Origin of the sequence: Halofilum ochraceum (assembly GCF_001614315.2) — a bacterium.
GTDB lineage: Bacteria > Pseudomonadota > Gammaproteobacteria > XJ16 > Halofilaceae > Halofilum > Halofilum ochraceum.
Genome location: NZ_LVEG02000008.1, coordinates 1 through 22848, shown reverse-complemented (window position 1 = coordinate 22848; position 22848 = coordinate 1). Strand labels below are relative to the sequence as shown.

Below are 22848 nucleotides of genomic sequence, written 5' to 3'. Positions count from 1 at the left end.
CCGGAGCCGCCGGTTCTACGGCGGTATACAGCCGAACCGGATCGCCCGCGACCGAAGCAGCGCGATCTGCGGGCCTGACACGATCATCAAACCGCGCTCATAGCGCCTGAACCGGGAGTCAACGGATGTCGAATGCCGTGTTCCTGCAACTCCTGACCGGCCTCCAGCTGGGCGCGATCTACATGCTGATCGCACTCGGGCTGACGCTGATCTTCGGCACCCTCGGGGTCGTCAACTTCGCGCACGGCGCGCTGTTCATGCTGGGGGCCTATCTCGGGGTGATCATCGCCGGCGAAACGGGCTTTCTGCTCGCGATCCTGCTGGTGCCGCCGCTGCTGTTCCTGATCGGGCTGCTGCTCGAGCGCGGCATCATCCAGCATTTTTACGACCGACCGCATACCGACCAGATCCTGGTGACGTTCGGTATCGCGATCGTTGTCCAGGAGGCGCTCAAGTGGATCTTCGGCGCCAACAATATCCCCTTCCCCACGCCCTCCTGGGGCAGCGGCGTCGTGATGCTCCACGAGTACCTGCCTTTCCTGGATGGCATCGTGGTGTACCCGCAGTGGCGCCTGATCCTGGTCGTCGTATCGCTCGTCACCGTGCTCGCGCTGTTCGGCCTGCTGCAGTTCACCCGCTTCGGGCTGGTCGTGCGGGCAGGGATGCGTGATTCGGAAATCCTGCGCTTTCTCGGCATCAACATCGAACGGCGTTTCGCGATCGTCTTCGGTCTGGGCGCCGGGATCGCCGGTATCGCCGGGCTGTTCGGCGGCCCAGTGACACAGGTCTATCCGGGCATCGGCATGGCCTATCTCGTGCCGTCGTTCCTCGTCGTCGTGATCGGCGGCATGGGCTCGGTACCGGGTGCGGTACTCGCCGCGCTGCTGCTCGGCATGGCGCTTTCGTTCTCGGCCGAGTACTCGAACATCCAGCAGATCATCATCTATCTCATCGCCGTCATCGTGCTGCTGGTCCGCCCACGCGGCCTGCTTGGCAAAAAGGGAGTACTGGAATGAGCGACCCGGGAGATACGAACGCCCTCCGCGGCGAGGTCTTGCCGGTCGCCATCTTCGCGGCGATCGCGCTCACGATGCCGCTGTGGTTCCCGTGGATCGGCGGTTACTCGGGGCTCGACACGAAAATCCTGATCTTCGTGATCTTCGTGCTCGGCTTCGACCTGCTGCTCGGGTTTACCGGCTACCTGTCGTTCGGCCACGCCGCGTTCTTCGGCACCTCGGCGTACACGACCGGCCTGACGCTGCTTCACTTCTCGGCCGAGATCATCCCGGCGATGCTGATGAGCGTGCTCGTGACCTTCGTGCTCGCGCTGCTGATCGGTCTGCTTCTGACCAAACGCACGGGCATCTACTTCGCGATCCTCACGCTCGCGTTCGCCTCGATGCTCTACCGAGCCGCGCTGTCGATCTTCTCCGACTGGACCGGCGGCGACAACGGGCTCACCGGACTGCCGACGCCGGTGCTGTTCGGTCAACCACTGCACGACACCCCGATGTTCCTGCTGGTCGCCGCCTTCGCGATCCTGGGCTTCTGGATCGCGCTGCGCATCGCCCGCTCGCCGTTCGGCCTGATGCTACGCGCCATCAAGTCGAACCAGGAGCGACTCGCCTACACCGGCGTGGACGTCAGCCTCTACAAGCTGTGGGGCTTCATCGTCAGCGGGCTCTACGGCGGCGTCGCCGGATCATTGATGGTGATCTACGAGCCCTACGTGGCCACGCACTTCCTGCACTGGACCATGTCCGGTGAGGTCGTGATCATGGCCGTGATCGGCGGCGTCGGCACCCTGATCGGGCCGATGATCGGCGCGGGCTTCATGATGTACTTCGAGAACGTGGCCTCGGCCTGGATCGGCGAACAGTGGCTGCTCGTGCTGGGCCTGCTGTTCGTGCTCATCATGATGTACATGCCGGGCGGTTTCATGGAGGGCGGACGCCGCCTGCGCGCCTGGTTCCGTCACCGCCGCGGCATCGCAGATGCCCCAACCCCCGAGGAGAACGATACCCATGGCTGAGGCCAACGCAGCGGCACACCTCCTCGAGGTCGATTCGGTATCGGTGCATTTCGGTGGCGTGGCGGCCCTGCAGAATGTCGATCTGCGGGTCAAAGAGGGCTCAACGCATTGCATCATCGGTCCGAACGGGGCCGGCAAATCGACCCTCGTCAACGTGCTGACGGGCCAGCTCCGGCCCAACGAGGGCCATGTCCGCTTCGCCGGTCAATCGCTTGATGCCGTGCGCCCGCACGATATCAACCAGCGCGGGATCACCCGGGTGTTTCAGTCGCCGTCGATCTTCGACGAGATGTCCCTGCGCGACAACGTGGCGATTGCGGCGCTGGCCAAGCGCGACGGCAAGTTCCGTTTCAATCTCTTCCAGCCCCGCAGCCGCATGGGCCCCGCCTGGAAACATGCCGAAGAAAAACTGGAGGCCGTCGGCCTGGCCGATCAGCGCCATACCGAGGCACAGCACCTGTCCCGCGGCGACAAACGGCGCCTGGAGCTGGCGATCTGCCTCGCGGCCGATCCGCGGCTGCTGCTTCTGGATGAGCCGACGGCCGGTATGTCGCGCCACGAGACCGAGGCCACCATCGATCTGCTGAAGCAGATCGCCTCGACGGGCGTGACCAAGGTCGTGATCGAGCACGACATGCACCTCGTATTCTCGCTGGCCGAACGCCTCACGGTATTGCACCAGGGCGGTGTCATCGCCGAGGGCACACCGGAGGAAGTCCGGAACAATCAACAGGTGATCGAGGCCTATCTGGGAGGAGCAAGAGAATGAGCCGTTCCGAAGCCACCGCAGATGCCGCAACGGTTCCCTCGCCGGATGCCTTTCTCTCGTGCCGCGATATGCACGCCTATTACGGCGAGAGCTACATCGTTCAGGGGGCTTCGTTCGAGGTCGCCGAGAAAGAAGTCGTCGCCCTGCTCGGGCGCAATGGCGCCGGCAAGACTTCGATCCTGCGCACGATCGCCCGTGCACCCCAGCCGCAGCTCCGCCGCGGCTCGATCGAGCTTGGCGGTGAAGCCCTGCACACGATGAAGGATTATCAGGCGGCGCGGGCCGGGGTCGCACTGGTACCAGAGGACCGGCGCATCATTCCGGGCATCACGGTCGAGGAAAATCTGGTCCTTGCCCAGATCGCGCCATCGGTCGGCTGGACCACGGAGCGGATCTATGAGCATTTCCCGCGTCTGGCCGAACGCCGGCGCCAGGAGGCGACCACGCTCTCCGGCGGTGAGCAACAGATGCTGGCGGTCGCGCGCGCGCTAGCCCGCGACGTCCGTCTGTTCCTGCTGGACGAACCGTACGAGGGCCTCGCACCGCAGATCGTCCAGGAGATCGAACGCATCGTCGAGGAGGTGAAACGCCTCGGGATCACTACGATCATCGTCGAACAGAATGCCCTGGCCGCACTGGAACTCGCGGATCGGGCGATCATCATCGACATGGGCGAGGTCGTGTTTACCGGCACCGCGAAAGAGGTGCTCGACAACCGCGAGCTCCGGGACCAGTACCTCGCCATCTGACGGCGCCCGCGACCGGCGCGTGGCGCCGGCAAATGCCGCTCACCGGGCCTGTCTCGCGTGCCACGCGGCAGCCTCCGCGGTGCACCGAAAATCCGCCTCCGCGCCCGGGGCATGGGAACAAAACGCACCGGCAACGGCGGGTAATCGCGCGGATTTTCCCGCCACGGCCCGAATCTCTCGTCGTCGGACGCGAATTCGGGCAGCATGGTCGTGTCGAGTACAGGAAATCGGGTGCGCCCGCGAGGGTCATGCACCCGCGAACAACGGGAGAGTGCCATGAGTGAAAACATCGAATCGGTTCTCACCGAGAAACGCGTATTCGAGCCGAGCGAGGAAACGGCCCGCGCCGCCCGCATCAAGCAGGCCGACCTCGACGCGATGTACGGCAAAGCCGAGTCCGACCACGCCGGCTTCTGGGCCGATCTGGCCCGCAGCGAACTCCACTGGCAGAAGGCGTTCAGCGAGGTCCTCGATGACAGCGAGGCGCCCTTCTTCCGCTGGTTCGCCGACGGCGAGCTCAACGTCTCGGAAAACTGCATCGATCGCCATCTCGAGGACCGCGGCGACAAGCCCGCCATCGTCTTCGAGGGCGAGGAAGGCGATACGGCCACGTACACCTTCCGGGACGTCCACCGCGAGGTCTGCCTGTTCGCCAATGCGCTGAAGGCGAAAGGCGTCGAGATGGGCGACCGCGTCGTCATCTACATGCCCATGATCCCGCAGGCCGTATTCGCGATGCAGGCCTGTGCGCGTATTGGCGCGATCCACTCGGTCGTGTTCGGTGGTTTCTCCGCCGACGCCCTGCGCGATCGGATCAACGACTGCGAGGCGAAGGCGGTCATCACCGCGGACGGCGGCACCCGCGGCGGCAAAGTACAGCCGACCAAGAAGGGCGTGGACGACGCCATCGCCGGCGGCTGCAAGACCGTCAGCACCGTGTTCGTGTATCAGCGTGCCGGCAACGAAGTGAACATGACCGACGGGCGCGACGTATGGTGGCACGAGGCGGTCGCCGATCAGCCGGCCGAGTGCGAGCCGGCCCGGATTCCGGCCGAGCATCCGCTGTACCTGCTCTACACCTCTGGTTCGACCGGCAAACCGAAGGGTATCCAGCATTCGACCGCCGGGTACCTGCTGAACGCCGTGGTCACCTGCAAATGGGTCTTCGACCTGCGCGACGATGACGTCTTCTGGTGCACGGCGGATGTCGGCTGGGTGACCGGCCACACCTATGTCGCCTTCGGCCCGATGGCCTGCGGCGTGACGCAGGTGATGTACGAAGGCGCACCGACCATCCCGGACGGTGGCCGTATCTGGCGCCTGACGCAGAACCACGGTGTGACCGTGTTTTACACCGCACCCACCGCCATCCGAGCGCTGATGAAGCTCGGTGACGACTTTCCGAACAGCTGTGACCTGTCGAAACTGCGCATCCTCGGGACCGTCGGCGAGCCGATCAATCCGGAGGCCTGGATGTGGTACTACCAGGTCATTGGCGGCGAGCGCTGCCCGATCGTCGACACCTGGTGGCAGACCGAGACCGGCGCGCACATGATCTCGCCGCTGCCCGGCGTCACGCCGCTCAAGCCGGGGTCCTGCACGCGGCCCCTGCCCGGCATCGCCGCCGACGTCGTCGATGAGGAGGGTCACTCCATCACCGAGCCCGACCAGGGCGGTTACCTGGTCATCAAGAAGCCGTGGCCGTCCATGCTGCGCACCATCTGGGGCGATCCGCAGCGCTACAAGGACACGTACTGGCCGAAGTTCGACGGCAAGTACTACCTCGCCGGCGACAGCGCCCGCAAGGACGCCGACGGCTACTTCTGGATCATGGGCCGCATCGATGACGTCGTGAACGTCTCCGGCCATCGTCTCGGGACGATGGAGGTCGAATCCGCCCTCGTCGCCCACGAGCAAGTCGCCGAGGCGGCAGTCGTCGGTATTCCGCACGAGGTGAAAGGCGAAGGCATCTTCGCGTTCGTGGTCCTCAAGGGCGAGCGCCCGGAGGGCGGCTACGACGAGAAACTGGTCAAGGAACTGATCCAGTGGGTGGGCAAGCAGATCGGCCCGATCGCCAAGCCGGAGGACATTCGCTTCGCCGACAACCTGCCCAAGACCCGCTCCGGCAAGATCATGCGCCGGCTGCTGCGCAACGTGGCCCAAGGCAAGGAAGTCGAAGGCGATACCTCGACGCTGGAAAACCCGGCGATCATCGAACAGCTGCAGGGCCGCAGCTGACGCCAACCAGGCCGGGCGGCGACGCCGCCCGGCCTGTAGCGCCCGACGCACCGCGTTCGGTCCCCCACGATTTCCTCCGGACCCACCACTTACCGTCTCTGTCTGCCAACAGGCTCCGCCAACCAGGGCTCGGCTGGACCGGCACCCAATAGGCCGGCCTCCCGGATCCGGGCCCTCAAAATCGTAGCTCGACTCCGATCGAGAACAGGCCCACCTATTCGTCATCCAGGTCATGCTGTTCCCACTCGGCGTGCAGACCGAACGTGTGGGTGATGAACAGCCATTCACCTATTCCGTAAACCGGGCCACAGCTTCGGCGCCGCCACGCGTACAACCGCCCGATGTCCCGGCCGTGCAGTTCAGATCGGCTATAAACGGGACGTCTGGGCGTACGGATTCGGCGAGGTACTCGCGCACGGACGACTTGGACAAATTCCGTTTATTGCCTTCCGCGATCGTCGAATACGACCTATAACGGATCGGAGTTCAACATAAAACCTACATCAGCCAACGGAATCCGGGAACAATGAGTGCGGTTCATACACCCGAAATCGGCTTCAACACGGAAACCCGCGAGCGCCCAGCGCGGCGGATTCATATCACCTCGCCGTTCGCGAAGAGCGGATGGATCAATCACGGGTTCGTCGGTGCATGGTGCCCCGGGCAGGCGCTACAGGTCACCGCAGGCGGTCCCGGGCATACGGTAGCCAATGAGCACGGATTTCTGCTCGGTGCATCGGAGCCCGGCGCCGGACAACGGGTTCATGCGCGGACTGCGGGCGATCGGCTGGTGGCATTCGACGGTTACGTCGTTGACCCGCCGCTGCACCATCGCTCCGCGCCCGCGAAGATCACCGCATTCTGGGAGGATCGGCTCGAAAAGCGGGTCAACGGCAATTTCGCCGCTGCGATCATCGATTCGCGGGGCGCGGCACTGACGCTGCGCACGGATGCCTTCGGTCTCACGCCGCTGTACTACCGCGTCATCGACGAACTCGTGCTGTTTGGTACGAGTCCCGATTATCTGCTGCTCGGCGATGAAACAATCGACCGGGCATCGCTCCTGAGCGTGCTGAACAACGGCTTCATTGTCGCCGATCAGACGTTATATGACGGCATCCATCGCACCCCGCTGGGCGGCTGTCTGACCTTCACCGGGACCACGCTCGAGTCACGCAGAGTGCGCTTCGACCTCAAGGTGGCAGGCAGTGGTGAGGGCACGTTCACGCACCGGGATATGGACCGCATCCAGGGGCTTTTTCACCAGGCCGTCGAGCGTTGCCTTGCGTTGGATTACAGCGAACCGGTCATGACCCTGACGGCCGGCCTCGACAGCCGGCGTGTACTGGGCGCCCTGCTCGACAGCGGCCATCGCCCGGCGACCATGACGGTGCGGATACGGACCGACGGCGAAGATCTGGACGCCACGGTCGCCTCCCGCATCGCTACCCGATTCGGACTGAGGCACACGACGTCGGAGCTGCCAGGACCGGCACAGTATGCGCGCGACGATGAGCTGCGCTGCCGGCTGGTCGGCAGTGAGACGACCATGCACGACTGGTCGCCCACACTTCAGCGCCTCTACCCGGATGCCCCGGCGATGATCTTCGAGGGTTTTATCGGAGATACTCTTCAGGAGCCCCTGCCGCACTGGAAGGACACGTACGCATCACCGGCCGCCGACCTCGAACGCTTCGCCATGAAACTGGCGGAAGAACCGGGACCCTGGCTGGCCCGCGACATGCTGCAGTACAGCAGCGAGCTTGCCGAGCGCGTGCGCACACAGTTAGCCCCATATTCTGACCGTCGCCATATCACCGATCTGGCCGAACTGGTGACGGATATGCGCCGGGGAATCGGGCTGGGATCACGTTTCGTGCCGCCGCGGCATCTGCAGGTCCGCCCATTTTTCGATCTGGATTTCATCCAGGCGATATTCGATGTCGATCCGCGGATCAGGGTACAGCAACCGGTCCGCCGGCTGTTCATCGAGCGCTATCATCCGCGCCTTGCCGAATTCGATAACTCACCGGATTACGTCGATCGGAAACCGGCACCCCCGACCCGACTCCAGCGCGCGCGCGAGCGTGCCTGCGTGGCGCGGGCCGCACGCGACCTGCCGGTGCGCCGCCAGTACGACTGCCTCGAGTCGATCGTCTCACCGCGTACCCTGACGCTGTGCGCATTGACGCGCGTGGCGCCCGCAATAACGCAGCGCTGGTACTGGGCCCTGCGACCAATCCTGGACACGACACTGCAGCCGGCGCGCAGCGTCCCGGTGTGGCGCATTCCGGCGGTCTGAGCGCTTCAGGCCCGGCGCGGCAGCAACATGCCGATGCGGCGTGACAGGGCCGATGGCAGCAGTTCGACCAAGTCTTCCACCGCCCTGAGGCGCAGGCCGATCACCAGCGCTCCGTAGACTATGGCGCCAACGGGGATCGCCGTCGCGACAATCCATGGATCGCTCCATCCCCGGGCGACGAGCAGACCGTCAAGGGCGAGCACCACAGCCGCCATCACGCTCGTCGCAATGAGCGGCGCAAGCGCTCCTGCAAGCAGCGCAGTAAAACGCATGCGCACCATGCGCGCGCAGATCGCGAGTTCGATCCCAGCGATCAGCGACTCGACCACAAGCAACGCGATCACGACCCCGACCAGCCCCACCTGTACGCCGGCCAGATAAGCCGTAACCAGTAACAGACCACCGCCCAGCCGCAGCCCGAACAGCAGGCCGGTACGATCCCGCGCGAGGAACAGCGAGATGACCGTCGAAAGCAGAGTCCGCGCCATACCGATCGGCACCATGATCAGAATCAATACGATCGCCGGCGACCAGTCCGGGCCAAGAACGCCCTCCACGAACGGTCGTGAAATCGCCGCCATCCCGCCCAGGATGGGGAACATGACGACACTGGCTCCGGCGAGGGCTCGCTGCATGGTCTTCGCCGTCAACGCATCGTCCTGCTGCATGCGCGAATAGGCCGGGAAAAGGACCGGCTCCAGCACGGCGCTGACGAACATCTCCACCGGCTGGCGGGTAAAACGTGTAGCCATACCGAAAAGACCGAGCGCGCCCGGCCCCAGCCAGCGGCCGATGATCAGGCTGTCGGCATTGCGCAGGGACAGATGCAGCAGGTTGACGCCGGTCATATTGGCGGAGTACCGCGCGATGCCGCGAAGTTCAGGCCAGGAAAAGCGCGCACGCGGGCGGAACCGCGCAGCCCACAGCAGACAGATCGCCTCCAGCGTGGCAGCGCAGAGCATGGCGATGACCAGTGACCACACGCCATGTCCGGACCATGCCAGGGCGACGGCGACGACGGCGTAGACGATCGCTCCGAGGGTATCGGTCAGCGCGACGAAACCGAACTGCATCCGACGGTACAGCAGAGCTCCGGGCACGCCGCTGAATGAGTAGAGCACGAGCGACAGCGCGATCACCTGGATCAACGGCTCCACCTCGGGCGTGCGATACAGATCAGCGAGCAGCGGTGCCGTCAGTATCAGGCCGCCCATCAACAAGATCCCAAGCACCAGATTGAGCAGAAACACCGTATCGATGAGCGCCGGCGTGATCTCCTCGCGCTGGATCAGCGGTCCGTGCGTACCCAGGGTCTGGAGCGCGGTCACGATCGAGATGATGGCTGTCGCCATGGCCAGCAGACCGAAATCGGCGGGTACGAGCATCCGCGCAAGGACAATGACGACACCGAAATTGAGAATCGCGGTCAGCGCCTGTGCGGCGGCGGTCCACCGCACACCGTGTGTCAGCGCATGACGCTGGCTATCCGCATCGCGGACGACTATCGGCTCCGGGGAACCGGCGGGATCCGCGGACACACCGGAGGGCTCATGCACGCGCACGCCCCTGCATGGGCTGCATCAAGGCATATCGGCATGCCCGTGCCGTCACTGAAACCTCTGTCGGGCTCATGGCACTTCCCCGTAAGCGTGTGAGCGGTGACCGGAAAGTCGTGTGCGGCCGCGGCGATTGGTCTATAGAGTGCGAACGATCCGCGACGCGTCCTGGCGACCGGCACACTTCTTGGACGCCGGCCGTAAAAATCCGGCCCGAACGAAAGATAGTCGCGGCTTGCGTGCGCGACAAGGCAACAAGACGGAAATGTCTCGCGCTGATACCCAGCGTAGGCGACGACCCGCTTCAAAAGGCGAAAGTGCGTGGATTATTGCAGCATTACTGATCTCAACGAGTGCCTGATCGAGTGGTCGGCCCGACTGTCCCAGGACTTTGATCTGATCGTCGCGGCTCCTCCGGGCGGACTGTTGGTCGCGAATCTGATCGGCTTACACCGAAATCGGCCCGTGACCGATCTTTCAAGCCTACTGGATGGTCGCGCGCCTTGCTCGGGGGAAGGCCGCGGTGTCCAAAGCGCTGTTACGAAGAGTCCGGGACGCGTTGCGCGGATACTGGTCGTCAACGACAGTGCATGGTCGACGCCTGGTCTGGAGGAGGCCAGAACGAAGATCGAAGCCGCACGACCTGAGCTCGAGGTCGAATATAGTGTCGTCTTCGGGCCCCCCACGGCTGCGGACGATGAGTGGCGGCTCCGTCCGGCTCGGACTGTCGCGAATCCACCACTATTCGAATGGAACATCATGCGGGGCCCGCATGTGGGAGCCTTCTGTATCGACATCGACGGGGTGCTCTGCGTCGATCCCGCCCCCGCGGAAAACGATGACGGACGCAGGTATCGCCGCTTCCTCCGCGGCGCACGGCCGTTGACTTTGCCAACGCATGAGGTCGGCTGGCTGGTGACTTCGCGGCTGGAACGTTATCGGGCCGAGACCGAAGACTGGCTGAGTCGCCACGGCGTGCGCTACCGCGACCTCCTGATGATGGACTATCCGAATCAGGCGGCCCGACAGCAGGCCCGTGCCTACGACCGATTCAAGGCGGACGCCTATCTCGCCACGGGCGCCGAACTGTTCGTCGAAAGCGCACCACACACGGCGGAGGGCATCGCACGGCTCTCAGGCCGACCGGTATTCTGTTTCGAGACCCGGCAGTTGATCCAGCCACACGCGCACCCACGCCCGACATGGACGAATCCCCGCCATCGTATCGGCGCCGCCCGCCTGCTGCGCGGGATCGCCCGCTTGCCCCGCCGCATCCTGAGTGCATGACCTCGTCTGGTCATCGACCACGAACTGAGACGCGCAGTCGTATTCGACTTTCCGGGTTCGGATCGCGCGGGTGGAACGGGAGTACGGAATGTAAATCTGTCGGTGCGTGGAGTCGAGTGTCGGCCGTGAGTTACGGGCGGTTGGCGCGGGCGCGTTCGGGGTTCGGATCGGGGTCGGCCTGTTGTTCGGCGATGGCGGTGACCCAGGTGTCCGGCAGGCGGTGGTTGCGGGCGCCGACGACCACGAGATCACGGTACCAGTCGTGGGGACGGCCCTCACCCAGCCATGCGTCGCGGGCGCGGTAGGTGAATACGTCATACTGCGTTTCGCCATCGGCGCGCATGACGGTATGGGTGACCCGGGCGTAGCCCTCGCCTTCGGCGGCATCGAGATTCGGCAGATCGGCGACATTCAGCCGGTAGACGACGCCCCAGACGGTGCCCTCTTCCGCCGGCTCGACGTCGCATTTCATGGAGCCGTCCGCGGCGCGCTTGCGGAACGCGAGGCGAAAGCCCGGCAGGCGCGCGGCGGCGACGGTACGCGCGGAGGGAACACGCGCCGTCATGCGCGGGACGTGCAGGTTGGAGCCGTACGCGAAATACAGCAGTTCGCCCTGCCCGCTCATGCGGCGCCGTCCCCGGGCTCGAATTCGAGCGCTGCCGAGTTGAGGCAGTACCGCAGCCCGGTCGGCTCCGGCCCGTCCGGGAACACATGGCCCAGATGCGCCTGGCAGGCGCTGCAGTGGACCTCGGTGCGCGTCATGCCGAGGGATTTGTCGGTGTGCTCGCCAACGGCCTCCGCCGAAAGCGGCTGCCAGAAGCTGGGCCAGCCGGTGCCGGATTCGAATTTCGTCCCGGCGTCGAACAGCGGCTGACCGCAGCAGATACAGCAATACGTGCCGGGCCGTTTTTCGTCCACAAGGGCACCGGAGAAAGGCCGCTCCGTCGCACCCTTCCGGGTCACGTCGTACTGCTCGCGGGTCAGCCGCTCGCGCAGCTCCGCGTCGCTGACCGGTTGGTCGCCGGTCTCTTTCGGTTCGCTCATGCTCCGTCCTCCGTTAGACTGCCGGCTCGCCTGGAAACGCCCAGGCTCGGCGACGACTTGATCCATGCTACCGCTACACCCGCACGGCGCCAATCCGCGCCGCTGCACTGGAGCTGAATGTGAACCGCCAGGCGCAGGCCTATCTGTTCGCGGGCACCGCGATCTTCCTCTGGTCCACGGTCGCCTCTGCGTTCAAGTTGTCCCTGCGCTGGCTGGATCCGCTGCAGCTGCTGCTGTTGGCGAATATCGTCTCCATCATCGTGCTGTTCACGGTGCTGGCCTGCCAGCGGCGTCTGCACCAACTGCGCCACTATGCGCCGCGCGACCTCGGCCGGCTCGCCCTGCTTGGCCTGCTGAATCCGTTCCTCTACTACATCACGGTGTTCAAAGCGTATGACCTGCTCCCGGCGCAGCAGGCGCAGCCCCTGAACTATACCTGGGCGATTACGCTCGCCCTGCTCTCGGTGCCACTATTGGGCCAGCGCATCGGCGCGAAGGCGTTCCTCGCATTGTTTGTCAGCTACGCGGGGGTTGTCGTGATCGCGACCGAAGGCCGTGTCCTCGCGCTGGAGTTCACCAGCCTGACCGGCGCCCTGCTGGCACTCGGTAGCACGGTATTCTGGGCGCTGTACTGGATCTACAACACGCGCGATTCGGGCGATCCGGTTGCTGGCCTGTTCACGGGGTTCTGCTTCAGTCTGCCACTGATCCTCATCGCGACGGCGCTGTTCTCGGAGCTGGAAATCCCGCCCTGGCAGGGCGCACTGGGCGCCGCCTATGTCGGCATGTTCGAGATGGGCCTCGCGTTCGTATGCTGGCTGCAGGCATTGAAACGTTCGAGCACGACCGCGAAGGTGGGCAATCTGATCTTCCTCTCGCCTTTCCTGTCGCTGGTCTTCATCCACTTCCTGGTCGGTGAGGCGATTCACCCGGCGACCTTCATCGGGCTGATCTTCATTGTCGTCGGCAACGTGATCCAGCAATGGCCAGCGCGCCGCAGCCAAGCGATCGCGGCCCACGAATGAGTGCCCCGGTATTCGAACCGGCCGTGGGCCTGCGCGGCCCCCACCGCCAGACCCTGGGGGCATGGTTGATGGGCGCCGGCGCCCGCCCGGAATGGCGCCCGGAGCGCATGGAGCTCGCCGATGGCGACTTCGTCGATCTGGCGCATCTGCCCGGTACAGGGGCCACCCGGGTCTGCCTGTTCCACGGCCTCGAGGGCTGTATCGACTCGCAATACATCGGGGCGCTGGCGAGCGAACTGAATGCGCGCGGACACGCCGTCACGTTCATGCACTTCCGCGGCTGCAGCGGCGAGCCGAATCGGCTGCCCCGGGCCTACCACTCCGGTGATACGGGCGATATCGAGGCCCTGCTGGCGATGCTTCGCGAGCGTGAAGCGACCGTGTCCATGGCGGCCATCGGCTTCTCGCTGGGCGGCAATGCGCTGCTGAAATATCTCGGCGAGCGCGCCGCCGCGCAGCCTCTCGACGCCGCGGTCGCGGTGTCCGTGCCGTTCGACCTGGCGGCCTGCGCGGAGCGCATCAACCAGGGATTTTCCAGGGTCTATCAGCGCTGGCTGATCGACCGTATGAAGCGATCGACGCACGCCCGAGCGCGGCGGATCGGGGCCCTGCCGATCGACCTCGCGGCAATGGACCGGGTGCGGACGTTCCGCGAGTTCGACGACTGCGTTACGGCACCGCTGCACGGGTTCGACGGCGTCGACGACTATTACGCCCGAGCGAGTTCCGCCCCCTGGCTGCAGCGGGTCGTAACGCCAACGCTGCTGATCCAGGCGCTGGACGATCCCTTCGTCGGCCCCGAGCCGGTGCCTGGAGCGGCGGATGTGGGCGCAAGCACCGAGCGGGCGGTGAGCCCGCACGGTGGCCATGTCGGGTTTCTCTCGGGACGGGCCGGTCGCCCCGCCCGCTGGCTGCCCCGGGCGATAACCGACTGGCTCGACGCCCGATTGCCAGCCATGGAGACGTCCCGGTGAACCGCGAGTCCATCACCCTTGCCGACGGACGCGCCCTCGCCTGGGTGGCGTTCGGGCCAGTCGATGGTCGCCCGGTACTCTACTGTCACGGGTTCCCGTCGACCGGTCTGGAAGCCGCGTTTGTGGAAGAGGCCGCCCATGCCACCGGTGCGCGCGTACTGGCGCCCGACCGCCCGGGTTACGGTCGCTCGGATCACGCCCCCGGACGCACACTGACGGACTGGGTCGATGATGCCGTGGCACTCCTGGATCACCACGGAATCGAAACCGCGCCGGTGATCGGTTTCTCCGGCGGCGGCCCGTACGCGCTCGCCTGCGCCTGGCGGCGGCCGGAGCGCTTTGCCCGCGTAGCGACCTTCGGGTCCCTGGATTGGCTGGCCGAGCCGGGCAGCGAGGCCGACATGGCGGCCCTGAGTCAGGTCTCGATCCGACTGGCGCGTCGTTTCCCACCGGGACAGGCGGCGATATTCCGGCTCCTCGCCATCCTGATCCGGATCGCACCACAGACCCTGTTCTCGCTCCTCTCGGCCGGCCACTGCCCGGCGGACCGGGCCGTGTTCCATGATCCGCACACGCGGTCCCGCTGGACACGGGCCCTGCACGACAGCGTCATGCAGGGCGCCGTCGGGGCGATCACGGAATTGCGGCTCTACGTGTCGAAGCGGCCGTTCGCGCTGCACGATGTCGCGGTGCCAGTTGAGCTATGGCACGGGCTGGATGACACGGTCGTGCCCAGCCGCCACGGCGAGCGCCTTGTCGCCGCCCTCCCAGAGTGTGAGGCACGATTCCTTCCGGAGGAGGGCCATTTCTCGACGCCGGTCAAAGCCATTGGCGGCGCGCTGGAGCGGATGGTCGCTGACTGAAGGGAGCGCAACACGGCCTGACGACTGAAACCGCGGTCGCGGATGATGGCCGGATTAAGGCGAAGCCGGAATCCGGGGCACCGGCCAGGCCTCGAAGCCTTCAGGGGTCACAGACACCGACGGCGTCCGGTGCGCAGGAATGCCCATCGATCCAGAGGGCATTACCCAGCATCGCGCCGTCGAATACGGCCCCGTCGATCCGGGCATCCCGCAGATCCGCGTTGCGCAGATCCGTGTCACTCAGATCGGCCCCCCGGAGGTCCGCCCGGGTCAGGGTTGCGCCACGGAGCACCGCCCCGCCGAGATCGGCGTCCGCCAGACTGGCGCGGGTCAGGTCGGCGTAATCAAGGCGGGCCCCGGAGAGATCCACACCCGACAGTCTGGCATCACGCAGGGATGCATTGAGCGCCCGCAACCCCTCCAGCGTGGATCCGTTGGCGAGAATGGCGCCGTCCTTGACGCAACCACTCCAGACGATGTCCGGGCCCGGCGCGGCACTGCAATCGGCCGTCTGCATGAGCCCGTCGTCAAAATCACGGTACCAGCCGATGCCGATCAGCATGATCACCACCACGGCCAGACCGGCCAGTGCCATGATCGTCCCCCGCCGTCTGCGCCCGTGCCCTGTCCACGAGGGTTCGGGTACGGATTCCTCGCGATCGGCACCGCGTTCATCGACCGCACGCCGAGCCGCCTCGAACCGCGCACGACCCTCGTCGGTACCGAGGTCGCCCATCTCGTCGGGTATCAGCTCGGCACGATGCGTCAGGGGCTCCCAGCAACGACCGTCCACACTGACCCGGTCACTGAGGCGGAGACGCCCCAGCAGCAGGTAGCGCTGGATCACATCGGCCGAGTAGGGACCCTGGACAGTCGTGCTGCGACGCACGTACCAGACGGGTTTTTGTTCTTCCGCACTCACGCCTGCCTAGATAGCAAACCACCCGCGAGCATGCAACGCCGCAGGATATGTTGCACACGGCTCGGCACGATGCGGCCAAGATAATTCGGGGAATACGAGGGGGAGAAATATGGTGGAGCCAGGCGGGATCGAACCGCCGACCTCCTGCATGCCATGCAGGCGCTCTCCCGGCTGAGCTATGGCCCCACGAAGAGAGTGCGAAGGGTACTGGCCGTCCCTGGCCTCGTCAAGCGGTTCAGGCCGCTTCCCGGGTAAGACCGATCGCGCGGTCGATGCGGTACAGCGTCCGCTCGCGGCCGAGCATCTCCAGCGTGACGTCGATCGGCGGTGAGACGGCCGTGCCGGACACGGCCACCCGGATTGGCTGGGCCACCTTGCCCATTTTCAGTTCCTGGGCCTCGGCTACCCGGGTGATCACCCCGTGGATCGACTCGGCGTTCCAGCCGTCCGCTTCGGGCAGGTCCGCGAGCGCGGCCCGGACCGCCTCGAGCGGCGCCGTGGCGGCGCTGTTGAGATTCTTGCGGACCGCTTTCTGATCCCACTCCACGAAGTCCTGGAACAGGAAACGGCTGCTCTCGACGAGATCCACCAGGGTCGTGCTGCGTTCGCGCTGCGCTTTCACCAGATCCGCGAGATGAGGCCCCGTGGCCGGATCGATGTCGGCCTGCTCGAAGTAATACCGCAACCGCCATGCGATATCGTCCGGCTCCAGCGACTTCAGGTACTGCTGGTTGAGCCAGCGCAGTTTTTCCGGGTTGAAGGTCGACGCCGAATGGTTCACGTCGCTGAGATCGAAGTACTCGATCATTTCCTCGCGCGAGAAGATCTCCTGGTCGCCATGCGCCCAGCCGAGGCGCACCAGGTAGTTCATCAGCGCCTCCGGCAGGTACCCCTCTTCCGCGTACTGCATCACGCTGACCGCACCGTGGCGCTTCGACAGGCGTTTGCCGTCCGGGCCCAGGATCATGGGCACGTGCGCGTAGCTCGGCGGCTCGACACCCAGCGCGCGCAGCATGTTGATCTGGCGCGGCGTATTGCTCACGTGGTCGTCGCCGCGAACGACGTCGGTGACACCCATGTCGTAATCGTCGACCACCACGCAGAAGTTGTAGGTCGGCGACCCATCGGAGCGACAGATGACCAGGTCATCCAGTTCGGCATTGGCGACACTCACGCGACCGCGGATCCGATCATCGAAGACGACCTCGCCATCGAGCGGGTTCTTGAATCGGATACAGGGGGTGACGCCCTCGGGCGGCGTCTCGTCGTTGTCGCGCCAGTAGCCGTCATAGCGCGGCTTTTCGCCGCGCGCGCGCTGCGCCTCGCGCAGTTCGTCGAGTTCTTCCTTCGTGCGGTAGCAGTAATACGCCTTGCCGGTCTCGAGCCAGTCGTCCAGCACCTCGCGATAGCGCTCGCCGCGCTCGCTCTGGAAATACGGGCCTTCATCATGGTCGAGGCCCAGCCACTGCATGCCGTCGAGGATGGCGCGCGTCGACTCTTCCGTGGAGCGGTCGCGATCCGTGTCCTCGACGCGCAGGATGAACCGCCCGCCGTGACGGCGCGCGTGCAGCCAGGAGAACAGCGCGGTCCGGGCACCGCCGATATGCAGGAAACCGGTCGGACTCGGGGCGAAGCGGGTGACGACACTCATGGGCAGGGGGCTCTTGAAAACGGTCGCGCATTCTAGCAAAAGGCCCCGCCGCACTGAACGCCGCTGACGCCTAGTCGCGCCGGACGTCGCCCGCGATTCCGTCTGCCACAGCCCCGATTCGGCCGGATTTTCTGCAATCAGGCGCGGAGCGACCGGCTGCGCCCCCGGATCGCGGTATTTTTTTCTGGCAGCCCGGCGAAATCGGGAACTCCTTCTCGCCCCCGCCGAAGGTTCCAAGACCAAATCTTCGGCCCGTTTGCTACCTTGTGCGCATTCGGCGGGCCCACCGAGGCCCGCCCGTGCGGATTCATCAATCAATGGGGAGAATCGCGATGCTTCTGGGTGTGCCGAAAGAGATCAAGACGAACGAAAACCGGGTCGGGCTGACGCCGACCTCGGTGCGTGAAGTGGTCGAGCATGGCCACCAGGTCATCGTCGAGACCCAGGCCGGCGCCAACATCGATTTCTACGACGACGATTACCGCACCGCCGGTGCCGAGATCGTCGACGACGCCGCAACCGTATTCGCCCGCGCGGACATGATCGTCAAGGTCAAGGAGCCGCAGCCGAGCGAAACGCGCCAGCTGCGCCCGGATCAGGTCCTGTTCACCTTCCTGCATCTGGCCCCGGACCCGGAACAGACCACCGGCCTGCAGGAATCCGGCTGCACGGCGATCGCCTACGAAACCGTCACCAGCGACCGCGGCGGTCTGCCGCTGCTCGCTCCGATGTCCGAGGTCGCCGGTCGGATGGCGGTCCAGGCGGGAGCGCGTTGCCTCGAAAAGATCATGGGTGGTCGCGGCCTTCTGCTCGGCGGCGTGCCGGGCGTGGGTCCAGCGAAAGTGACGGTGCTCGGCGGCGGCGTAGCGGGCAACAACGCCACGCGCATGGCCACCGGCATGGGCGCGGACGTGACCGTGCTCGACAAGTCCCTGCCCCGCCTCGCGCAGCTCGACGACCAGTACATGGGCCGGATCCGCACGCTCTACTCCACGGTCGAGTCCGTCGAACAGTGTGTGCTGGAGGCCGACCTCGTCATCGGCACGGTCCTGCTCCCGGGCGCCGCGGCGCCGAAGCTGGTCAAGCGGGAAATGATCAAGCACATGAAACCGGGCGCCGTGATCGTCGACGTGTCGGTCGACCAGGGCGGCTGCTGCGAGACCACCAAGGCCACCACGCACAGCGACCCGACCTACATCGTCGATGACGTCGTGCACTATTGCGTGGCCAACATGCCTGGCGCGGTCGCCCGCACGTCGACCATCGCGCTGAACAACGCGACGCTGCCGTTCGTGGTGAAGCTCGCGAACAAGGGCGTGTGGCCGGCGCTGGGCGAGGACCGGCATCTGGCGAACGGCCTCAATGTCTGCCGCGGTCAGGTCACCTATGAAGCCGCTGCGCGCGACCTCGGGCGCGAGTACACGGACCCGCAGCGTTTCATCAATAACGGCAAGGGTCCCGACGCGGAGGCAGCGTGATGGATTCGCGCAACGCAGTACAACTGGACGACATGCGCCTGTTCCGCGAGCAGGCCTATATCAATGGCAAGTGGTACGCCGCCGATGACGGCAGCGTGATTACCGTCACCAACCCGGCCGATGAGAGCGTGCTCGGCAGCATCCCGCACATGGGGCCGGCCGAGACCGCGCGCGCGATCGACACGGCGCATACCGCACTCGGCACGTGGCGCCGCGAGCTGGCCCATGAGCGCGCCGATCACCTGCTGGCGTGGCATGCGGAGATGCTCGCCCACAAGGAGGACCTGGCGCGCCTGATGACCCTCGAGCAGGGCAAGCCGATCGGCGAATCGCGGGGCGAGATCGATTACGCGGCATCCTTTATCCGCTGGTACGCCGAGGAAGCCCGGCGCCTGTACGGCTGCACCATCCCGACGCATCTGCATGGCCGCACGCTGTTCAGCCAACACGATCCGGTCGGCGTAGTGGCCTGCATCACGCCCTGGAACTTCCCCTCGGCGATGATCACGCGCAAGGCGGCGGCGGCGATCGCCGCGGGCTGCCCGGTTATCGTACGGCCCGCCTCCGAGACGCCCTACTCGGCACTGGCGCTGGCCGAACTGGCCGACCGGGCCGGGCTGCCGGAAGGCGTATTCTCGGTCGTCACCGGTGACGCGCGCCCGGTGTGTGGTGAGTTCTTCCGCGACACGCGGGTACGGGCGATGTCGTTCACCGGCTCCACCGAAGTCGGCCGCCTGCTCATCGAGCAGGGCGCGCAGACAGTGAAGAAGATGTCGATGGAGCTCGGCGGGCACGCGCCCTTTCTGGCCTTCGACGACATGGATCCGAAGGAGGCCGCGGAAATGGCCGTGGCGGCGAAATTCCAGACCACGGGCCAGGACTGCCTGGCGGCGAACCGCATCTACGTGCACCGCGGCATCTACGAAGAGTTCCTGCAGCACTTCCAGGCGGCGACCGCGAACCTCAAGGTCGGCTCCGGCTTCGAGGAAGGCGTCGAGCTCGGCCCGCTGATGAATCAGGGTGCCGTGGAGAAATGCCAGAGCCATGTCGACGACGCGGTCTCGAAGGGCGCGCGGCTGCTGGCCGGTGGCGGCCTGCACGAACGTGGCGGCCTGTTCTACCAGCCGACCGTGCTGGCCGATGTCACGCCCGAGATGCAGATCTCGTGCGAAGAGACGTTCGGCCCGGTCGCCTCGATCGCCGCATTCGACGACGAGGACGAGGTGCTCGAACTCGCCAATGACACCGAGTACGGCCTTGTGGCGTATCTGTTCACCCACGACAATTCGCGCATCCTGCGCCTGTCCGAGTACCTCGAGTACGGCATGGTGGCGGTCAACTGCGTGAAGATCACGGGCGCACCGATTCCGTTCGGTGGTTTCAAACAGTCCGGTCTGGGCCGCGAGGGTGGTCACGAGGGCATTACCGAATTCACCGAAGTCAAGTACGTGTGCATGGCGTTTTGACGCCGCACCTGAGGGAGAACTGCATGACCAACGAACTACCGAAGAACATGACGCCGGAAGAGATCGATCAGCGCACGGTCTTCCACCCGTCGACGCATCTGAAGAACCATGCCCACGGCAAGGCCGGCACGCCGCGCATCATCGATCGCGGTGACGGCATTACCATCACCGACCGCCAGGGCAAACAGCTCATCGACGCGTTCGCGGGCCTGTACTGCACCAACGTCGGTTACAACCGCCAGGAGATCACCGAGGCGATCTCTAAGCAGGCGGAGAAGCTGGCGTTCTATCATTCGTATGTCGGGCATTCGCACGATCCGCTGATCACCCTCTCCGAGCGCCTGATCCGCATGGCGCCGAAGGGCATGAGCAAGGTCTACTACGGCCAGTCGGGTTCGGACGCGAACGAGACCCAGGCCAAGCTGGTCTGGTACTACAGCAATATCCTTGGTCGCCCCGAGAAGAAGAAGATCATCTCGCGCCAGCGTGCCTATCATGGTTCTTCGGTGACCTCGGGTTCGATGACCGGTCTGCCGGTCTTCCATAACGCGTTTGATCTGCCGTTGCCGCAGATCAAGCACACGACGACGCCGCACTGGTACTGGAACCACGAGGAAGGCGAGACCGAGGAGCAGTTCTCGAAGCGCTGCGCCGACGATCTCGAGAAGATGATCCTCGACGAGGGGCCGGAGACGGTGGCCGCCTTCATCGCCGAGCCCGTGCTCGGCACCGGCGGCATCATCCCGCCGCCGAAGGGCTACTGGGCCGAGATCCAGAAGGTCCTGAAGAAATACGACGTGTTGCTGATCGCCGACGAGGTCGTGACCGGCTTCGGTCGCATCGGCGCCGACTTCGGCTCGGACTACTACGGCATGGAGCCGGACCTGATGACGGTCGCCAAGGGCATCACCAGCGGCTACCTGCCGCTGTCCGGTGTGATCGTCGGCGAAAAGGTCTGGGAGGTGCTCGAAAAGGGCGCCGACGAGATGGGCCCGATCGGTCACGGCTACACCTACTCGGCGCACCCGCTGTGCGTCGCCGCGGCCAACGCCAACCTCGACATCATCGAGCGCGAGGGCCTGACCGCCAACGCCCGCGATACGGGCGCCTACATGCAGGAGCAGATGCAGGCGGCGTTCGGCGACCATCCGCTGGTCGCCGAAGTCCGCGGTGTGGGTCTGTTGAGCGCACTCGAGTTCGCCGCCGACGGCGCGAAGCGCAAGGCCTTCGATCCGTCACTGAAGGTCGGTGCGCGGGTGTCGACGGCGTGCAACGAGCGCGGCCTGATCGCCCGGGCGATGCCGCACGGCGACATCCTCGGCTACGCACCGCCGCTGATCGTGAACCGCGAGCAGGTGGATCAGATCATCGCCATCTCGCGCGAGGCGGTTGACGCGGTCACCGACGAGCTTGTGCGCGAAGGCAGCATGAAGGCGGCCTGAGCCATGGCGGGAGACGCACACCCGCTCGGCGCCGCCCATGGCGTCACGCTCCAGGACGTCTTCCGTGCGCGCTCGCGCCTCCCGCACGGCATCGGGCACTCCCCGATCGCCCGTGCGGACTGGCTCGATGAGGCGGCCGGTGCAGCGGTCTGGTTCAAGGACGAGACGGTCAGCCCGACCGGCGCGTTCAAGATCCGCGGCGCGACCAACGCGATCGCGGCGCTGGATGCGGATGCGCGTTCGAAGGGCGTGGTCACCGTCTCCACCGGCAACCACGGCCGCGCCGTGGCCTACGCGGCCGCGGCGGCCGGCGTGCGCGCGATCGTCTGTCTGTCCGAACTGGTCCCGGAATACCGCCGCGAGGCCATTCGCCGCCTCGGCGGCGATGTCCGCGTGGTCGGGCGCAACCAGGACGAGGCCGAGGAAGAGGCGCAGCGGTTGGCGGACAACGAGGGCCTCACGCTCGTCCCGCCCTTCGACGATCCGTTGATCGTTGCCGGGCAGGCGACGATCGGGCTGGAACTGGCCGAGGCGCTGCCGGACATCGGCACCGTCCTCGTCGGCCTGTCCGGCGGGGGCCTCGCCGGCGGCACCGCGCTGGCCCTCAAATCGATCACCCCGGATGTCCGCATCATCGGCCTGTCGACCGATAACGGCGGCGCGGCGATGTACGAAAGCATCCGGGCCGGTCAGCCCGTCCCGGTACCGGAGCCCCCCAGCCTCGCGGACAGTCTGGGCGGCGGCATCGGTCTGGAGAACCGCTGCACGTTCGGCCTCTGCCGCGAGCTGATCGACGACGTGATCCTGCTGTCCGAGGCCGAGATCGCCGGGGGTATGCGCGCGGTCTATCGCAACCAGCGCATGATCGCGGAGGGCTCCGCGGCCATCGGCCCCGCCGCCCTCGTCGCTGGCCGCACGGGCACCCTCCCCGGCCCAGTCGCCTGCATCATCAGCGGCAACGTGGTCGACATGGACGTATTTACGGCCATCATCAATGGTGCGAATGCTTTGCCTTGAGGGGCAGCGGATATGTGGTTTTTGGATTCTCGC

General features: G+C 65.7%; 19 protein-coding genes and 1 tRNA gene. 14 read left to right on the top strand and 6 right to left on the bottom strand.

The features are described from left to right. Positions 1 to 125: 125 nt before the first annotated feature. The 6 genes from A0W70_RS09605 to A0W70_RS09580 all read left to right on the top strand — a co-directional run bounded on the left by A0W70_RS09605 (position 126) and on the right by A0W70_RS09580 (position 8090). Positions 126 to 1016, top strand: coding sequence for a branched-chain amino acid ABC transporter permease (locus A0W70_RS09605; protein ID WP_067561863.1), 891 nt, complete (start codon positions 126 to 128; stop codon positions 1014 to 1016). Beyond that, positions 1013 to 2032 (top strand): branched-chain amino acid ABC transporter permease, encoded by a 1020-nt coding sequence (locus A0W70_RS09600; protein WP_067561858.1) that lies wholly within the window; start codon positions 1013 to 1015, stop codon positions 2030 to 2032. Before A0W70_RS09605 ends, A0W70_RS09600 begins: the two co-directional genes overlap by 4 nt. Next, positions 2025 to 2801 (top strand): ABC transporter ATP-binding protein, encoded by a 777-nt coding sequence (locus A0W70_RS09595; RefSeq protein ID WP_067561854.1) that lies wholly within the window; start codon positions 2025 to 2027, stop codon positions 2799 to 2801. Before A0W70_RS09600 ends, A0W70_RS09595 begins: the two co-directional genes overlap by 8 nt. Then, the gene (locus A0W70_RS09590) at positions 2798 to 3550 is read left to right on the top strand and encodes an ABC transporter ATP-binding protein (RefSeq protein WP_067561851.1); all 753 of its coding nucleotides are present in this window, start codon (positions 2798 to 2800) and stop codon (positions 3548 to 3550) included. Before A0W70_RS09595 ends, A0W70_RS09590 begins: the two co-directional genes overlap by 4 nt. Positions 3551 to 3826: 276 nt before the next feature. Continuing rightward, positions 3827 to 5788: an acetate--CoA ligase gene (acs, locus tag A0W70_RS09585; protein ID WP_067561848.1), complete on the top strand. Its 1962-nt coding sequence runs from the start codon at positions 3827 to 3829 to the stop codon at positions 5786 to 5788. Between the two features lie 526 nt (positions 5789 to 6314). Continuing rightward, positions 6315 to 8090 carry a class II glutamine amidotransferase domain-containing protein gene (locus tag A0W70_RS09580; RefSeq protein ID WP_067561844.1) on the top strand — a complete coding sequence of 592 codons (1776 nt, stop codon included), beginning with the start codon at positions 6315 to 6317 and terminating at the stop codon, positions 8088 to 8090. A 5-nt stretch (positions 8091 to 8095) separates the two neighbouring features. Here A0W70_RS09580 and A0W70_RS09575 read toward each other — a convergent pair whose 3' ends face one another. Then, the gene (locus A0W70_RS09575) at positions 8096 to 9628 is read right to left on the bottom strand and encodes a lipopolysaccharide biosynthesis protein (protein ID WP_175443098.1); all 1533 of its coding nucleotides are present in this window, start codon (positions 9626 to 9628) and stop codon (positions 8096 to 8098) included. 777 nt (positions 9629 to 10405) lie between these two features. Here A0W70_RS09575 and A0W70_RS09570 point away from each other — a divergent pair. Further along, positions 10406 to 10933: a hypothetical protein gene (locus A0W70_RS09570; RefSeq protein WP_067561836.1), complete on the top strand. Its 528-nt coding sequence runs from the start codon at positions 10406 to 10408 to the stop codon at positions 10931 to 10933. A 130-nt stretch (positions 10934 to 11063) separates the two neighbouring features. Here A0W70_RS09570 and A0W70_RS09565 read toward each other — a convergent pair whose 3' ends face one another. Together A0W70_RS09565 and msrB are read right to left on the bottom strand one after the other, a co-directional pair. After that, positions 11064 to 11558, bottom strand: a complete 495-nt coding sequence (locus A0W70_RS09565) for a gamma-glutamylcyclotransferase family protein (RefSeq protein WP_067561831.1) — start codon at positions 11556 to 11558, stop codon at positions 11064 to 11066. Then, positions 11555 to 11977, bottom strand: coding sequence for a peptide-methionine (R)-S-oxide reductase MsrB (msrB, locus tag A0W70_RS09560; protein WP_067561827.1), 423 nt, complete (start codon positions 11975 to 11977; stop codon positions 11555 to 11557). The genes A0W70_RS09565 and msrB overlap by 4 nt, the downstream gene beginning before the upstream one ends. A gap of 119 nt (positions 11978 to 12096) precedes the next feature. Between msrB and A0W70_RS09555 the strand changes: the two genes are divergently transcribed. The 3 genes from A0W70_RS09555 to A0W70_RS09545 are packed head-to-tail and all read left to right on the top strand — an operon-like array spanning position 12097 to position 14839. After that, entirely contained in the window at positions 12097 to 13002 is a 906-nt protein-coding gene (locus A0W70_RS09555; RefSeq protein ID WP_067561824.1) for a DMT family transporter, read from the top strand. Beyond that, positions 12999 to 13976: a hydrolase gene (locus A0W70_RS09550; protein WP_067561819.1), complete on the top strand. Its 978-nt coding sequence runs from the start codon at positions 12999 to 13001 to the stop codon at positions 13974 to 13976. The genes A0W70_RS09555 and A0W70_RS09550 overlap by 4 nt, the downstream gene beginning before the upstream one ends. Next, the gene (locus A0W70_RS09545) at positions 13973 to 14839 is read left to right on the top strand and encodes an alpha/beta fold hydrolase (protein WP_067561814.1); all 867 of its coding nucleotides are present in this window, start codon (positions 13973 to 13975) and stop codon (positions 14837 to 14839) included. Before A0W70_RS09550 ends, A0W70_RS09545 begins: the two co-directional genes overlap by 4 nt. A gap of 100 nt (positions 14840 to 14939) precedes the next feature. Here A0W70_RS09545 and A0W70_RS09540 read toward each other — a convergent pair whose 3' ends face one another. The 3 genes from A0W70_RS09540 to gltX form a co-directional block, all read right to left on the bottom strand. Continuing rightward, positions 14940 to 15761 carry a pentapeptide repeat-containing protein gene (locus A0W70_RS09540; RefSeq protein WP_070989119.1) on the bottom strand — a complete coding sequence of 274 codons (822 nt, stop codon included), beginning with the start codon at positions 15759 to 15761 and terminating at the stop codon, positions 14940 to 14942. Positions 15762 to 15871: 110 nt separating this feature from the next. Further along, positions 15872 to 15947: transfer RNA gene (locus tag A0W70_RS09535), tRNA-Ala, on the bottom strand. Positions 15948 to 15996: 49 nt separating this feature from the next. Then, a complete protein-coding gene (gltX, locus tag A0W70_RS09530; protein WP_067561808.1) occupies positions 15997 to 17412 on the bottom strand; it encodes a glutamate--tRNA ligase in 1416 nt (471 codons plus the stop codon). A 332-nt stretch (positions 17413 to 17744) separates the two neighbouring features. Between gltX and ald the strand changes: the two genes are divergently transcribed. The 4 genes from ald to eutB are packed head-to-tail and all read left to right on the top strand — an operon-like array spanning position 17745 to position 22815. Next, positions 17745 to 18890 (top strand): alanine dehydrogenase, encoded by a 1146-nt coding sequence (gene ald, locus A0W70_RS09525; protein WP_067561805.1) that lies wholly within the window; start codon positions 17745 to 17747, stop codon positions 18888 to 18890. Further along, positions 18890 to 20356 carry an NAD-dependent succinate-semialdehyde dehydrogenase gene (locus A0W70_RS09520; protein WP_067561802.1) on the top strand — a complete coding sequence of 489 codons (1467 nt, stop codon included), beginning with the start codon at positions 18890 to 18892 and terminating at the stop codon, positions 20354 to 20356. Before ald ends, A0W70_RS09520 begins: the two co-directional genes overlap by 1 nt. A 23-nt stretch (positions 20357 to 20379) precedes the next feature. Beyond that, entirely contained in the window at positions 20380 to 21798 is a 1419-nt protein-coding gene (locus A0W70_RS09515; RefSeq protein WP_067561799.1) for an aminotransferase, read from the top strand. A gap of 3 nt (positions 21799 to 21801) precedes the next feature. Continuing rightward, the gene (gene eutB / locus A0W70_RS09510) at positions 21802 to 22815 is read left to right on the top strand and encodes a hydroxyectoine utilization dehydratase EutB (RefSeq protein ID WP_067561796.1); all 1014 of its coding nucleotides are present in this window, start codon (positions 21802 to 21804) and stop codon (positions 22813 to 22815) included. Positions 22816 to 22848 lie beyond the last annotated feature (33 nt).

Coding starts and splice junctions, on each gene's coding strand:
- A0W70_RS09580 (WP_067561844.1), top strand. CDS start 6,315: ATGAGTGCGGTTCATACACCCGAAATCGGCTTCAACACGGAAACCCGC.
- A0W70_RS09570 (WP_067561836.1), top strand. CDS start 10,406: ATGCGGGGCCCGCATGTGGGAGCCTTCTGTATCGACATCGACGGGGTG.
- A0W70_RS09515 (WP_067561799.1), top strand. CDS start 20,380: ATGACCAACGAACTACCGAAGAACATGACGCCGGAAGAGATCGATCAG.
- ald (WP_067561805.1), top strand. CDS start 17,745: ATGCTTCTGGGTGTGCCGAAAGAGATCAAGACGAACGAAAACCGGGTC.
- eutB (WP_067561796.1), top strand. CDS start 21,802: ATGGCGGGAGACGCACACCCGCTCGGCGCCGCCCATGGCGTCACGCTC.
- A0W70_RS09520 (WP_067561802.1), top strand. CDS start 18,890: ATGGATTCGCGCAACGCAGTACAACTGGACGACATGCGCCTGTTCCGC.
- gltX (WP_067561808.1), bottom strand. CDS start 17,412: ATGAGTGTCGTCACCCGCTTCGCCCCGAGTCCGACCGGTTTCCTGCAT.
- msrB (WP_067561827.1), bottom strand. CDS start 11,977: ATGAGCGAACCGAAAGAGACCGGCGACCAACCGGTCAGCGACGCGGAG.
- A0W70_RS09590 (WP_067561851.1), top strand. CDS start 2,798: ATGAGCCGTTCCGAAGCCACCGCAGATGCCGCAACGGTTCCCTCGCCG.
- A0W70_RS09600 (WP_067561858.1), top strand. CDS start 1,013: ATGAGCGACCCGGGAGATACGAACGCCCTCCGCGGCGAGGTCTTGCCG.
- A0W70_RS09565 (WP_067561831.1), bottom strand. CDS start 11,558: ATGAGCGGGCAGGGCGAACTGCTGTATTTCGCGTACGGCTCCAACCTG.
- A0W70_RS09605 (WP_067561863.1), top strand. CDS start 126: ATGTCGAATGCCGTGTTCCTGCAACTCCTGACCGGCCTCCAGCTGGGC.
- A0W70_RS09595 (WP_067561854.1), top strand. CDS start 2,025: ATGGCTGAGGCCAACGCAGCGGCACACCTCCTCGAGGTCGATTCGGTA.
- A0W70_RS09550 (WP_067561819.1), top strand. CDS start 12,999: ATGAGTGCCCCGGTATTCGAACCGGCCGTGGGCCTGCGCGGCCCCCAC.
- acs (WP_067561848.1), top strand. CDS start 3,827: ATGAGTGAAAACATCGAATCGGTTCTCACCGAGAAACGCGTATTCGAG.